Genomic DNA, 13,951 nt, shown 5'->3' with positions numbered 1-13,951 from the left:
GTTGGTGGGTCTGTAGTGAGCGGGCTTGCCCCGCGCTGGGTGGCGCAGCCGCCCCAAACCCAGGCACCTCGGTCCTTCTGAAATACTGCGGCGTCTTTGTTGGGGCGGCTGCGCCACCCAGCGCGGGGCAAGCCCGCTCACTACAAGTCCCCGGATCTCCATCGGCTTTCGAGGGTCAGTAGACATCTCGACGATAGCGGCCTTGCTCAATCAAGCGTTCCACCGCTTCACGGCCGAGCACGTCATGCAGCACTTGGTCCACGCCCGCTGCCATCCCCTGCAAACTGCCGCACACATAAATGGCTGCGCCATCGGCCAGCCATTTGCGCAGTACGTCTGCCGACTCACGCAGTCGGTCCTGTACATAGATTTTCTCTGCCTGATCGCGGGAAAACGCCAGGTCGAGCAGGGCCAGATCGCCGCTGGCCAGCCAGCCATGCAACTCGTCCTGGCAGAGGAAATCGTGCTTGATATTGCGTTCGCCGAACAGCAGCCAGTTGCGCTGCTGGCCATCGGTAATACGCGCTTTGAGCAAGCTGCGCAGGCCCGCGAGGCCTGTGCCGTTGCCCAGCAGAATCAGCGGCACCGGGGTTTGTGGCAAGTGAAAGCCGCTGTTACGCCGTAAGCGCAGGCTGATGCCCGAGCCGATTGCTGCGTGCTCGGTCAACCAGCCCGAGCCGAGCCCCAGGCTGCCGTCGGGATGACGTTCCTGGCGCACGATCAGTTCCAGCACGCCGTCGCTGGCAATCGAGGCGATGGAGTATTCACGCATGCCCAGGGGCACCAGCGCGTTCACCAGCGCCTGGGCGTGCAGGCCGACCAGGTGCGCACGGTGGGTCGGTAATTGGCGGGTGGCCAGAGCCTGTTCGAGGGGTTGCGCCAAGCCATCGATAACCACGCTGTCGTCACCGGCCAGGCCCATGCCCTCAAGGAAGTGTTCGACGGCCCCCAGGCTGTTGCGCGGCAGCACTTCCACCAGGTCGCCCGCCAGCCAGGTTTGCGGCGACGGCGGTGTCAGGCCCAGCAGGTAGATGCCGGCGCCGACGCTGTCGCGATTGAGCAGGGTGCGTTGGCTGAGGGTCCAGTTTTCATACGGTGCGGCCTGCCAGGCCGCTGCAGGCGCGTGGCCGGTGAGTTGGCCCAGTTGCTGTTGCCAGGTCGACAGGGCTGCGGTATCGCCGCTGTCGACTTCCACCGGGGCGAACAAGGCGTTGCCGCCCTGATGGGTCAGCCAGAAATGCAGGCGTCGGGCAAAGCCGCAGAAGTGTTCATATTGACGATCACCCAGGGCCAGTACCGAGTAGTTCAGGCCTTTGAGGGACAGGTCCTGGCCGAGCACGTTGCGCTCAAAACCACGGGCGCTGTCTGGCGCTTCACCATCACCGAAGGTGCTGACTACGAACAGTGCATTTTCCGACTGGCTCAAGTCGTTTTGGCTGACGCTGCCCAGAGGTTGCACCTTCACGGGCACCCCGGCGGCCTGCAATTGCGCGGCCGTTTGCCAGGCCAACTGCTCGGCAAAGCCGCTCTGGCTGGCAAAACCGATCAACCAGGCTGGGGCGTTGCCCGGGTTGGCGCCCAGGCCCTTGCGCGCATCGCGCACCTGGCGTTTTTTGCGGCGCCGGTCGAGGTACAGCAGCCAGCCCGTGATAAAGAACAGCGGCATCAACAACGAAGCGACGGTGAGGATGATCCTGCCGGTCAGGCCAAAGTAGCTGCCGGTGTGCAGCGCGTAGATGCTGGTGAGCCACTGGGACTTGAGGGACTGGGCCGCGTACTGGTCGTGGGATTGGACCTCGCCGGTGACCGGGTCCAGATCGATCTGGTTCAACGCCCGGTCATGCGGCGATGAGCTAAGCAGGTAGTAGACGGTGGCCGGCTGCCCGGCGACGGCCGGCATACGAATGTTGTAGGCGCTCAAGTCGGGGCCGGCATTCGCGTAGATGCTGCTCCAGATGGCGTCGTAGTTGGCCTCCGGGGCCGGACCTTGAGGCGCCGGTCCGCGCTTGCGCACGCGCTCGTTATGCGGGGCGTCCGACAGCAGGCTGGTGAGGCCCTGCCTGTACCAGTCGTAGGACCAATACAGACCGGTCAGCGCCGAAAACAGGTAGAACAACAGGCACCAGGTGCCGAACACCGAGTGCAGGTCCCAGTTGAAACTGCGACCCTTTTTGCGCCAGTCCAGGGTCAGCCAGGCACGCCAGTTCGCCACTTGGCGTGGCCAGCGCAGGTACAGGCCGGAGAGGCAGAAGAACACCAGGATCAGCGTGCAGGCGCCGGTGATGTTGCGCCCGGTTTCGCCCATGGCGAGGAAACGGTGCAGTTGCAGAATGAAGCCGAGCACATCCTGGCCGACGGCATCGCCCCTGTCATCGCCGGTGTACGGGTCGAAGTAGCGCATCTGGCCACGCCGCTCACCCGGTGGCGCGGTGAAGTACACGCGGGCGGCATTGCCGCTTTCGGTTTCCACCCACAGCATCGACACGCTCTTGCCCTCACGGGCTTTGAGCTTGCGCACCAGCTCGGCGGGAGGCAGCACGCCGGCCTCGCGTTTTTCCACGGTCAGTACCCTGGGGTTGAGCGCCCGCAGGATTTCATCCTGAAACGAAACCGCAGCCCCAGTGATCCCCATCAACGCCAGCACCAGCCCGGCCGTGATGCCGAAGAACCAGTGCAACTGAAACAGGGTTTTCTTCAACACGTCTGACTGCCTCGCTCATCTGGATTTGTTCGTCACGGCGCGCATTATGCCGTGAGTTGTCGAGAAACATTCTTTTTTACATGCAAAAGCCCCACGCATCCGATGCGTGGGGCTTTTGCCGGGGCGTTGACCGCTTTTAGAAGTGGAAGCTGGTGGTCAACAGCGCCGTACGACCGGCCGCCTGGTTGGCGAAGTGCGCCGCGTAGGCTTTGTCGTAGTAGGTCTTGTCGGTCAGGTTTTGCACGTTCAATTGCAGGTCGATGTTCTTGGTCAGCTTGTAACTGGCCATGGCGTCGTAGCGGGTGTAGGACGGTACGTACACGGTGTTGGCCGCATCGCCGTAAACCTGATCGACGTAGAACGCACCGCCGCCGATGGTCAGTTTTGGGGTGATGTCGTAGGTGGTCCACAGGCTGAAGGTGTTCTTCGGCGTGTTGGGCATTTCATTGCCTTTGTTCGAGCCGGTGCTGACGACACCGTTGCGGCCGTTGAGACCTGCGTCCACCAGCTCGCTTTTCAGGTAGCTGTAGCCCGCGAACACTTGCCATTGGTCGGTGAGCTTGCCGCTGGCGGACAGCTCCAGGCCGTCAACACGGGACTCACCGGCGTTCTGGTAGGTCATCGAATCCACCAGGATTCGCGTGTTTTTCTTCTCGGTGCGAAATACCGCCGCGGTCAGGGACAGGCGGTTGTGGAACAGGTCCCACTTGGTACCCAGCTCGTAGTTGACGGTTTCTTCTGGCTTCAGGTCGCTGGTGGCGGCACCGGCCGACAGCGGGTTGCCATCGGCACCTTCACCCACCAGGCCGCCGGCTGGCGATGCCGAAGTGGCGTAAGAGGTGTAAATGCTGCCGTTCTCCATCGGCTTCCAGACCAGGCCCGCCTGCCAGTTGAAGAACTGGCTGTCGTTCTTGATTTTGCTGCGGCCGTTGGTGGCATTGCTGTTGGCCACGGTGTCGAAGGTATCGTAACGCAGGCCCATGTTCAGCAACCATTTCGGGTCGAGTTCGATGGTATCGAATACGTACGCCGCGCGGCTGGTGGCTTTGGTATTGGTGCCCATGTAGTTGCGTGTGGCGCTACCGGTCCAGGCGTCGTCCGGGTTGGGGTTGCCCAGGGAGGTGCAACTCCCGCCGCTGCTGCCGACCAGGCCGGGTTTGCAGCCGCCGCTCGGGTTGGCGTTGGGTGACACGGTGTAGCCGCTGACGCGGGTTTCTTCCCCGGTGAATTCCAGGCCGGTGGAGTAGGAGTGCTTAATGCCCGCCAGTTGGAAATTACCAAACAGGTCGGTCTGGTTGGTGGTGGTTTCGGTGGTGGAAACGCGAGTGTTCGCGCGACGCCACACGGTGCCGAACTGGTTGACGTTGTGCTGGCTGTCGTCGGGCTGGGTGAGGATGTAATCCTGGCCGGTACTGCCGTGGCGCAGGGTGTTTTTCAGCGTCATGTTGTCGTTCAAGTCGTGCTCGACGGAGAACGTGCTGATGTCGGCGCGGGTTTTGCGGAAGTCGCGGTCTTTCAAGCCGTAAAAGTTGCTGCTGTTGCCGCCGTCGGTGGGTTTGTCGTGTACATGGACGGCTTTGGCGCCGCTGTTGCTGTAGCCATAGGGAACGCCCGAATCCGGCAGATCATCGCTTTCCATGTGGTAGTAGCTGAGGTTGACGCGGGTCGGTGTGCCCAGGCCGAAAGTCAGCGACGGCGCTACACCCCAACGGTCGTAATTGATCGCATCGCGGCCGGCCACATTCTGCTCGTGGCTCATCAGGTTCAGGCGGAACGCGGCGTTGTCGAGGAACTGGCGGTTCACGTCGAGTACGTAGCGGCGGGTCTGGTCGGAGCCGTAGGTGAAGCCACCGTTGGTGAAGTCCCGCGCCTGGGGCGTCTTGCTGACCAGGTTGAGGCTGCCGCCGGCCGAGCCGCGACCGCCGAAGGACGAGTTCGGTCCTTTGCTGACTTCAATCGACTCGATGTCGAAGATTTCGCGGCTCTGGCCGCCGGTGTCGCGCACGCCGTCCAGATAGGTGTCGCCCTGGGCGTCAAAACCACGGATGAAGGGACGGTCGCCTTGAGGGTTGCCGCCTTCACCGGCACCAAAGGTAATCCCCGGTACGGTGCGCAGGGCATCCTGCAGCGAAGTGGCGGCGGTGTCTTTCAGGACTTGTTGCGGTACTACAGTGACCGATCGCGGGGTGTCCACCAGCGGGGCGGTGTACTTCTGCGAGGAGGCCTTTTCCACCTGGTAGGAGGTGTTGTCCTGTTCCTGGCCGGTGATGCTGGTGGCACCCAGGGAGATGCTGTTGCGCTCGCCTTTGGGTTCAGTGGCTTCAGCCGCTTGCGCCAGGTGGGCGACAGAGCCGGCAGTGAGGGCGACGCCGATGGCCGATGCCAGCATGCGTGGTGAACTGGCCGGTGTTTTTGTAGTGGTGCGCGACATGACGTGTCCTTCCCCAAGGATGTGAGGCCGCGGAATATAGGCTCAACAAGACTTTCTATCAATTGCGATACATTGCTATTCGCATTTAATTTACATTCTTTACACTTTTGCTTTACGGTTTCCACGCACTCATTCGTCTGGATGTTTTACATGGAGGATAAGAATCAATACCATTAGCGCCTTTCCGTATTCAGGGGCTGCCCCATGCTGCTGCACATACCCGGCCTGTTCTCTCGTGAGGAAGTGCAGCGCATTCGCCAGGCCCTGGAAACCACAGAATGGGCCGACGGCAAGATCACTGCCGGGCACCAGTCCGCCAAAGCCAAGCACAACCTGCAATTGCCCGAAGGCCACCCGCTGGCCAAGGAAATTGGCGCCGCAATGCTGGAGCGGTTGTGGAAAAACCCGCTGTTCATGTCCGCCGCGTTGCCGCACAAGGTCTTCCCGCCGTTGCTTAACTGTTACACCGCCGGCGGCAGTTTCGACTTCCATATCGACAACGCCGTGCGCCAGGCGCGGGGCAGTCACGAGCGGGTGCGCACCGACCTGTCGTCTACCCTGTTTTTCAGCGACCCGGATGAGTACGACGGCGGCGAATTGGAAATCCAGGACACCTTCGGCCTGCAACGGGTCAAGTTGCCGGCCGGTGACATGGTGCTGTACCCCGGCTCCAGCCTGCATAAAGTCAACGCCGTGACCCGCGGTGCGCGTTATGCCTCGTTCTTCTGGACCCAGAGCCTGGTGCGTGAAGACAGTCAGCGCACCTTGCTGTTCGAGATGGACGGTGCCATCCAGCAACTGACCCGCGACGTCCCCGACCACCCGGCCCTGATCCAACTGACCGGCACCTACCACAACCTGTTGCGTCGCTGGGTCGAGGTCTGACATGGGTTTTTTATTGCGCCGCGAGGAAGTGCTCAACGTCGAGCAACTGCAAAGCATGCTCGACGACTCCCCGGTGCGCGCAGCCCAGGCGATCCTGATGGCGGCGAAGGAAGGTGTGACTGACGCGCAGGCGTTGCTGGGGCAGATCCTGCTGGAAGGGCGCGGCATTGCGCGGGATGAAGCGCTGGCATTGCGCTGGTTTCAGATTGCAGCCAAGCGCGGCCATTTAATGGCGCGCAACATGGCCGGGCGTTGCCTGGAGCATGGTTGGGGCTGTGCCATCGACGAGGCGGCGGCTGCGCGGGAATATCGCCTGGCGGCGCAGGCTGGGTTGGATTGGGGCCAGTACAACTATGCCAATCTGCTGGCGACCGGCCGAGGTGTTGCTGAAGACCGACGGCAAGCGTTGAGGCTGTATCGCCTGGCGGCAGAGCAGGGCCATGCCAAATCCATGAATCTGGTGGGCCGTTATCTGGAAGACGGGCAGTGTTGCCCAAGGGATCTGGAGGCCGCTGTCGAGTGGTACCGCCGCTCCGCCGAGGGCGGTGATTTTCGCGGGCAATTCAGTTACGCGGCGGTGCTGGCTGATAGAGCGCAAATCGATGAAGCGTTGGGTTGGCTGCGCAAAGCATTGGCGGGCGGCAATCGCAAGTTTCTGCTGACGGCGCACAAGGCTTTGGCGGCGGCCAATGATCCGCAGGTCCGCGCAATGGCGCACGCCTACCGGCAACGCGCCGCCAGCTTGTCTTGAGGCATAAAAAAACCCATGACCTGTCATGGGTTTTTTGTGTGCGGCGGGCTTACACGTAGTAAGACTTCAACGGTGGGAAGCCGTTGAATTCAACCGCGCTGTAGCTGGTGGTGTACGCACCGGTCGACAGCCAGTACAGGCGATCACCGATCGCCAGGTTCAGCGGCAGGCCATATTTGTAGTTTTCGTACATGATATCGGCGCTGTCGCAGGTAGGACCGGCGATGACCACTTCTTCCATCTCGCCTTTCTTCTCGGTCCAGATCGGGAACTTGATGGCTTCGTCCATGGTTTCGATCAGGCCGGAGAACTTGCCCACGTCGGTGTACACCCAACGCTCGACGGCAGTACGGGATTTACGCGCCACCAGCACCACTTCGCTGACCAGGATACCGGCGTTGGCAATCAACGAGCGCCCTGGCTCCAGGATAATTTCCGGCAGGTCGTCGCCGAAGTCTTCCTTGAGGAAGCGGATGATTTCTTCCGCGTAGGTTTCCAGGCTGTTGGTGCGGGTGATGTAGTTGGCCGGGAAGCCGCCGCCCATGTTGATCAGCTTGAGGTGGATGCCGTCTTCTTCTTTCAGACGCTCGAAGATCACTTTGACCTTGGCAATCGCTGCGTCCCAGACGCTGATGTCGCGCTGCTGCGAACCCACGTGGAACGAGATGCCGTACGGCACCAGGCCCAGGTCGCGGGCGAGGATCAGCAGGTCCATGGCCATGTCGGTCTGGCAGCCGAATTTACGCGACAGAGGCCAGTCGGCGGTGGTCGAGCCTTCGGTGAGGATACGGACATACACTTTCGAACCCGGCGCAGCCTTGGCGATGTTGCGCAGGTCGGCTTCGGAGTCGGTGGAGAACAGGCGCACACCCTTTTCAAAGAAGTAGCGGATGTCCTTGGATTTCTTGATGGTGTTGCCGTAGCTGATACGGTCCGGGCTGACGCCGCGGCCCAGTACCTTGTCCAGCTCGTAGATCGAGGCGATGTCGAAGCTCGACCCTTTGTCTTTCAACAGGTCGATGATTTCGACGGCTGGGTTGGCCTTGACCGCGTAATAGACCTTGGCGAATTCGAAACCGGCGCGCAGGTCATCGTAGGCCTGGCTGATCATCGCGGTGTCGATCACCACGAACGGGGTTTCTTGCTTGTCGGCGAACGCCTTCATTTTGTCAAAAGTGGCGCGCGCGAAATAATCTTCGACCTGGATCGACATGCTGGGAACTCCTAAGGGCAAACTGAAATTAGCAATGGGTGCAAATGAACGTCCTCCGTATCCCCACTTTGGTTCGCCTACTTCCCAAGGCATGTCGCCGAAAGCAAAAAGGCCATGGGATCAACCGCTTCCCTTGGCCTTGCTGTCTCGTCGTCAGTACTTGAGCCGGATGGATCGTTTCCAGCATGGACGTTCGGCGCGAACTTTAGGACGTGAGGGGCTATAGATCAACTAAAAATGTCGCGTTTTTGCACGCGTTCGTCGCGGCACCCCGTGCAGCTACTTATGTAACCGACCGGTATGACGGATTGATGTTCCCCGGATGGGCCAAGAATGATCGTCCCCACGCTCTGCGTGGGAACGCATCCGATGACGCTCTGCGTCAGGAGCGGCGGGACGCAGAGCGTCACGGGCGGCATTCCCACGCAGAGCGTGGGAACGATCAGTGTGGGAGGGGGCTTGCTCCCGATAGCAGTGTGTCAGTCAGCTTATCGGTAGCTGTCACACCGCCATCGGGAGCAAGCCCCCTCCCACAGTTTTAACCGCGTTGTGTCAGGTCAAGCCAGTGCGGCCTCGGCAGGGGAGACGATGCTGGTCTTGCCCCCACGCGACTTACCGGAACTCAGGTACTCGGCAATCGACTCCTGGGTCACTTCACCGAGGAACACCCGCTCTGCATCCATGACCGGCAACCACGAGCGGTTGAATTCGTACATGCGCGACAGCAGGATGCGCAAATGCTCGTCATACGCGGCAGTGGCGTTGAACTCGCGCAGGTATTGGCCGCAGGTGCCGGTCTGACGGTGCAGGTCGCGACGTCGTACATACCCCAGCGCCTTGTTCTCGGCGCAGGTGACCACCACGTAACGACGGTCATGCTCATCCATCAGTTCCAGCGCATCGGCCACTGGAGTCTCCGGGCTCACCGATGGGGCGTTGTCAGCCGCGTCCTCGGCCTTCACCAGCAGCAGGCGCTTGAGGGTGCTGTCCTGGCCTACGAAATTGCTGACGAACTCGTCGGCCGGGTGGGCCAGCAGGGTGTCCGGATGGTCGATCTGCAGGAGCTTGCCGGCGCGGAAGATCGCGATCTTGTCACCCAGCTTTATCGCCTCGTCGATGTCGTGACTGACCATGATCACCGTCTTGTTCAACGCCCGTTGCATTTCGAAGAACTCGTTCTGGATCATCTCGCGGTTGATCGGGTCGACCGCGCCGAACGGCTCATCCATCAGCAGCAACGGCGCATCGGCCGCCAAGGCGCGGATCACACCGATTCGCTGTTGCTGGCCGCCGGACAATTCACGCGGGTAGCGGTGCAGGTACTGCTTGGGTTCCAGCTTGATCATGCTCATCAGCTCGCGGGCGCGGTCGTGGCATTTCTGCTTGTCCCAGCCGAGCAGCCTGGGCACCACCACGATGTTTTCCTCGATGGTCATGTTGGGGAACAAACCGATCTGCTGGATCACATAGCCGATGTTGCGACGCAGGGTCACTTCGTCGAGGTCGGTGGTGTCTTCGCCGTTGATCAGAATCCTGCCCGAAGTCGGTTTGATCAGGCGGTTGATCATCTTCAGCGTGGTGCTCTTGCCGCAACCCGACGGGCCGAGGAATACGCAGATTTCGCCTTCATTGACGGTCAGGCTGACATCGTTGACGGCAGTGATGGTCTTGCCGTTGCTTTGGAAGGACTTGGACAGGTTTTGAAGTTCGATCATTTGAGCAATCCTTTTGGAGTCAGCGAGCGTTGCAGCCATTGCAGAAGCAGGTCGGCGAAAATGGCCAGGAGGCTGACCAGTACGGCGCCGACAATCAGCATCGACATATCGCTGCGGCTGATGGAAGCCAGAATCAGTACACCCAGGCCGCCGGCGCCGATGGTGGCGGCGATGGTCATCACACCGATGTTCATCACCACGGCGGTGCGTACACCGGCGAGGATCACCGGTACGGCGATGGGCAATTCGACCATACGCAGGCGCTGGCCGAAGGTCATGCCGATGCCGCGTGCGGCCTCACGAATGCCCGGCTCGACGCCGGTGAGGGCCAGGTAGGTGTTACGCATGATCGGCAGCAGGGAGTAGAGGAACACCGCCGTGATTGCCGGCATTGGCCCCAGGCCCTGGCCGAACTTGGAGTAAAACGGCAGCAGCAGGCCGAACAGGGCGATGGACGGCACGGTCAGTAAGACCGTGGCGCTGGCCTGCAACGGGCCGGCGAGGGACGGGAAGCGCGTCATCAGGATGCCCAGCGGCACGCCGATGAGGATCGCGAGGATCACGGCAATGCCAACAAGGGTGATGTGCTGCCAGGTCAGGTGCAGGACTTGGGCCCAATCAAGATGGGAAAAGGCGTTCAGGAATTCCATGTCTTCTCCTATTTAGTTGATTGGATGTTGGCGCAGGAAATCGGCGGCCACGGCGGATGGGCTCTCATGGTCGACGTCGACCCGCGCATTCAGTTGGCGCATGGTTTCATCGTCGAACAGGGCGGCCAGCGGCTTGAGTTCCGCCGCCAATTGCGGATGGGCGTCGAGATAAACCTGACGAACCACCGGGGCTGCGGTGTAGTCCGGGAAATAGTGCTTGTCGTCTTCCAGCAGCTTCAATTTGAAGGCGTTCAGGCGCCCGTCGGTGGTGTAGACCAACCCGGCGAACACCTGGCCATTGCGCAGCGCGGTGTAGACCAGGCCCGCGTCCATCTGCCGAGTGTTTTTGCGCGTCAGGTTCATGTCATACAGCTTGACCATGCCGGCCAGGCCGTCGGAGCGGTTGGCGAACTCGGTGTCCAGGGCCACCAGGCGGTTTTCCTTGGCGTCTTGTGCCAAGGCTTGGGTCAGGTCGCTGATGCTGTTGATTTGAGGGTGTTCCTCGGCAACCTTCTCCGGCAGCGCCAGGGCGTAGGTATTGCTGAAACGCGACGGTGCCAGCCAGACCAGGCCTTTTTTCGCGTCGAGTTCTTTCACACGCGCGTAGGATTGTTCGCTGTCGAGTTTCTCATCGATGTGGTTGTAGGCCACCAGTGACACGCCGGTGTATTCCCAGATCAGGTCCAGTTGCCCGCTTTCCTGGGCGCTGCGCGCCAGGTTGCTGCCCAGGCCGCCAGTCACGCGAGTGTCATAGCCTTTGGTGCGCAGGTATTGGGAGGTGATTTCGGCAAGCAGGGTCTGTTCGGTGAACACCCGGGCGCCGATGCGAATGACGGGTTTTTCCGCCGCCTGTGCGAAACCTGCACACAGCAGGACGCAACTCAGTATCAAGGTCAGTGTTTTCATGTCGGTTCCTTAAGACGCGCGCAGCCCGCGTTCCAGCCAGAGGCGGCTGGTCAGGGTCACCAGGCCGTCAAGCAGCAACGCCAGCAGCGCGGTGCATGCGGCGCCGAGCAGCAGTTGCGGCTGATTGTTCAGGGCGATGCCGGGGAAGATCAGGCTGCCCAGGCTGTTGGCGCCGATCAGGAACGCCAGCGGTGCGGTGCCGACGTTGATCGCCAGGGCCACGCGCACGCCACCGATGATGATCGGCACGGCATTGGGCAATTCCACACGAAACAACACCTGGCGCGGCGTCATGCCGATGCCGGTGGCGGCTTCTTTCAGGGAACCCTGGACGTTTTTGAGGCCTTCGTAGGTGTTGCGCACGATGGGCAGGAGGGAGGCCAGGAACAACGCGAAGATGGCCGGGCCGCTACCGATGCCGAGGACGCCGAGAGCGATGGCCAGTACGGCCAGGGGAGGGACGGTGTTGCCGATGTTGAATATCTGCATGAAGCGTTCTGCGTGCCCGACCATGTTCGGTCGGCTGAGCAGGATACCGGCGGGGATGCCCACAACGAGGGCGGCCAGCATGGAGACAAGAACGAGGATCAGGTGAGCTTGCAGGTAAAACAACAAATCGTCGCGGTACAGTTCGATCGTGTTGATGCCGATCCAGTGGACCAGCAGGGCCAGGAGCGCGACGACAACCACGCCTCCTATCAGCCCTTTGCCATAGCGAATAGCCACAGGCGGACTCCTTTTTTTCTTCTGTCGGCGAACACATTCCGTGGCGGCAATGCCATTGCTGGCTGTCTTCGAATGCGTTCGCGAAAAGCAGCTCGCCGATACCGTCAACGCGGTATGCGATCGAGCCATGAGCGCAGCCTCGTCAGGCTAACTTGCTGATTTTTCAGCCCCTGTTACGAGTGCGATAACAGGGGAATGGACGTCTCTACCTTTTTAAAGGTTCCATACTTGGCAGTATTTAGCCACCCCTCATCGGGTGAACGGTGGTCCGGGCCACGGGGTTTGCGCTATACTCGCCGCCCTTTTTTGACTCACCTGCCAGGCGATTTCCCATGACCCACCAGGCCGCCGAAGTCGCGAAACGCCGCACTTTCGCCATTATTTCCCACCCCGATGCCGGTAAAACCACCATCACCGAGAAGCTCCTGCTGATGGGCAAGGCAATCGCGGTGGCCGGCACGGTGAAATCCCGCAAATCCGACCGCCATGCCACCTCCGACTGGATGGAAATGGAAAAACAACGGGGTATTTCCATTACCACGTCGGTCATGCAGTTCCCGTATCGCGACCACATGGTCAACCTGCTCGATACCCCCGGCCACGAAGACTTCTCCGAAGACACCTACCGCACCCTGACGGCGGTGGACTCGGCGCTGATGGTCCTCGACGGCGGTAAAGGTGTCGAGCCACGGACCATCGCCCTGATGGACGTCTGCCGGCTGCGTGACACGCCCATCGTCAGCTTCATCAACAAGCTCGACCGTGATATCCGCGACCCCATCGAACTGCTCGATGAAATCGAAGCCGTCCTGAAGATCAAGGCCGCGCCGATCACCTGGCCGATCGGTTGCTACCGCGACTTCAAGGGCGTGTACCACCTGGCCGACGACTACATCATTGTCTACACCGCCGGCCACGGTCACGAACGTACCGAAACCAAGATCATCGAGAAGCTGGATTCGGACGAAGCCCGCGCTCATCTGGGCGACGAGTACGACCGTTTCGTCGACCAGCTGGAACTGGTGCAGGGCGCCTGCCACGAATTCAACCAGCAGGAATTCCTCGACGGCCAGCTGACGCCGGTATTCTTCGGCACCGCCCTGGGCAACTTCGGCGTCGACCATGTGCTCGACGCCGTGGTGGACTGGGCCCCGCGCCCGCTGCCGCGTGTGGCCAACGAGCGCACCGTGGAGCCGGTTGAAGAGAAGTTCTCGGGCTTCGTGTTCAAGATCCAGGCGAACATGGACCCCAAGCACCGTGACCGCATCGCCTTCATGCGTATCTGCTCCGGCAAATACGAAAAAGGCATGAAGATGCGCCATGTGCGCACCGGCAAGGACGTACGCATCGGCGACGCCCTGACGTTCTTCTCCTCCGAGCGTGAACAGCTCGAAGAAGCCTACGCCGGCGACATCATTGGCCTGCACAACCACGGCACCATCCAGATCGGCGACACCTTCACCGAAGGCGAAGCGCTGGGCTTCACCGGTATCCCGCACTTCGCCCCGGAGCTGTTCCGCCGCGTACGCCTGCGCGATCCGCTGAAATCCAAGCAGTTGCGCCAAGGTTTGCAGCAATTGGCGGAAGAAGGCGCGACCCAGGTGTTCTTCCCCGAGCGCAGCAACGACATCATTCTCGGCGCCGTCGGTGTGCTGCAGTTCGATGTGGTGGCCAGCCGCTTGAAAGAGGAATACAAGGTCGAATGCTCCTACGAGCCGATCACCGTGTACTCCGCGCGCTGGATCGATTGCAGCGATAAGAAGAAGTTGGAAGAGTTCTCCAACAAGGCCGTGGAAAACCTGGCGATGGACGGCGGCGGTCACCTGACCTACCTGGCCCCGACCCGGGTCAACCTGGCGCTGATGGAAGAGCGCTGGCCGGACGTGAAATTCCGTGCGACCCGCGAACACCATTAAGGTCTGAGCGGTAGAGAAAGGGCGAAGCTGTGATGGCTTCGCCCTTTTTCATGGCCG

General features: G+C 61.1%; 10 protein-coding genes. 3 read left to right on the top strand and 7 right to left on the bottom strand.

The window, feature by feature from the left end:
* Window positions 1-175: 175 nt before the first annotated feature.
* Both MJP36_RS25935 and MJP36_RS25930 read right to left on the bottom strand, forming a co-directional pair.
* Complete coding sequence (locus MJP36_RS25935) at window positions 176-2,701, bottom strand: PepSY domain-containing protein (RefSeq protein WP_244384359.1); 2,526 nt, start codon at window positions 2,699-2,701, stop codon at window positions 176-178.
* 136 nt (window positions 2,702-2,837) lie between these two features.
* Complete coding sequence (locus MJP36_RS25930; RefSeq protein WP_244384358.1) at window positions 2,838-5,132, bottom strand: TonB-dependent receptor; 2,295 nt, start codon at window positions 5,130-5,132, stop codon at window positions 2,838-2,840.
* A gap of 204 nt (window positions 5,133-5,336) precedes the next feature.
* Here MJP36_RS25930 and MJP36_RS25925 point away from each other — a divergent pair, with 204 nt between their 5' ends.
* The gene (locus tag MJP36_RS25925; RefSeq protein WP_025856255.1) at window positions 5,337-6,017 is read left to right on the top strand and encodes a Fe2+-dependent dioxygenase; all 681 of its coding nucleotides are present in this window, start codon (window positions 5,337-5,339) and stop codon (window positions 6,015-6,017) included.
* Between the two features lies 1 nt (window position 6,018).
* Window positions 6,019-6,768: a tetratricopeptide repeat protein gene (locus MJP36_RS25920; RefSeq protein WP_244384357.1), complete on the top strand. Its 750-nt coding sequence runs from the start codon at window positions 6,019-6,021 to the stop codon at window positions 6,766-6,768.
* A 49-nt stretch (window positions 6,769-6,817) separates the two neighbouring features.
* On the opposite strand, the gene MJP36_RS25915 is transcribed toward MJP36_RS25920, so the two are convergent.
* From MJP36_RS25915 to MJP36_RS25895, 5 genes are all read right to left on the bottom strand, one after another.
* Window positions 6,818-7,981 carry a type III PLP-dependent enzyme gene (locus MJP36_RS25915; RefSeq protein ID WP_060754887.1) on the bottom strand — a complete coding sequence of 388 codons (1,164 nt, stop codon included), beginning with the start codon at window positions 7,979-7,981 and terminating at the stop codon, window positions 6,818-6,820.
* 557 nt (window positions 7,982-8,538) lie between these two features.
* The gene (locus MJP36_RS25910; protein ID WP_161548283.1) at window positions 8,539-9,696 is read right to left on the bottom strand and encodes an osmoprotectant ABC transporter ATP-binding protein OsmV; all 1,158 of its coding nucleotides are present in this window, start codon (window positions 9,694-9,696) and stop codon (window positions 8,539-8,541) included.
* Complete coding sequence (locus tag MJP36_RS25905; protein WP_060754889.1) at window positions 9,693-10,346, bottom strand: ABC transporter permease; 654 nt, start codon at window positions 10,344-10,346, stop codon at window positions 9,693-9,695. The genes MJP36_RS25910 and MJP36_RS25905 overlap by 4 nt, the downstream gene beginning before the upstream one ends.
* 12 nt (window positions 10,347-10,358) lie before the next feature.
* Window positions 10,359-11,252, bottom strand: a complete 894-nt coding sequence (locus tag MJP36_RS25900; protein ID WP_161548282.1) for a glycine betaine ABC transporter substrate-binding protein — start codon at window positions 11,250-11,252, stop codon at window positions 10,359-10,361.
* A gap of 9 nt (window positions 11,253-11,261) precedes the next feature.
* Complete coding sequence (locus tag MJP36_RS25895; protein ID WP_161548281.1) at window positions 11,262-11,978, bottom strand: ABC transporter permease; 717 nt, start codon at window positions 11,976-11,978, stop codon at window positions 11,262-11,264.
* A gap of 332 nt (window positions 11,979-12,310) precedes the next feature.
* On the opposite strand from MJP36_RS25895, the gene MJP36_RS25890 reads away from it, so the two are divergent.
* Window positions 12,311-13,894 carry a peptide chain release factor 3 gene (locus tag MJP36_RS25890; RefSeq protein ID WP_060754891.1) on the top strand — a complete coding sequence of 528 codons (1,584 nt, stop codon included), beginning with the start codon at window positions 12,311-12,313 and terminating at the stop codon, window positions 13,892-13,894.
* The last annotated feature ends 57 nt before the right edge of the window (window positions 13,895-13,951 follow it).

Origin of the sequence: Pseudomonas palleroniana, from assembly GCF_022836895.1 — a bacterium.
Lineage (GTDB): Bacteria > Pseudomonadota > Gammaproteobacteria > Pseudomonadales > Pseudomonadaceae > Aquipseudomonas > Aquipseudomonas palleroniana.
The sequence above is the reverse complement of the archived record's forward strand: the minus strand, read 5'-3'. Positions and strand labels throughout refer to the sequence as shown.

Coding starts and splice junctions, on each gene's coding strand:
- MJP36_RS25925 (WP_025856255.1), top strand. CDS start 5,337: ATGCTGCTGCACATACCCGGCCTGTTCTCTCGTGAGGAAGTGCAGCGC.
- MJP36_RS25920 (WP_244384357.1), top strand. CDS start 6,019: ATGGGTTTTTTATTGCGCCGCGAGGAAGTGCTCAACGTCGAGCAACTG.
- MJP36_RS25890 (WP_060754891.1), top strand. CDS start 12,311: ATGACCCACCAGGCCGCCGAAGTCGCGAAACGCCGCACTTTCGCCATT.
- MJP36_RS25910 (WP_161548283.1), bottom strand. CDS start 9,696: ATGATCGAACTTCAAAACCTGTCCAAGTCCTTCCAAAGCAACGGCAAG.
- MJP36_RS25915 (WP_060754887.1), bottom strand. CDS start 7,981: ATGTCGATCCAGGTCGAAGATTATTTCGCGCGCGCCACTTTTGACAAA.
- MJP36_RS25930 (WP_244384358.1), bottom strand. CDS start 5,132: ATGTCGCGCACCACTACAAAAACACCGGCCAGTTCACCACGCATGCTG.
- MJP36_RS25900 (WP_161548282.1), bottom strand. CDS start 11,252: ATGAAAACACTGACCTTGATACTGAGTTGCGTCCTGCTGTGTGCAGGT.
- MJP36_RS25905 (WP_060754889.1), bottom strand. CDS start 10,346: ATGGAATTCCTGAACGCCTTTTCCCATCTTGATTGGGCCCAAGTCCTG.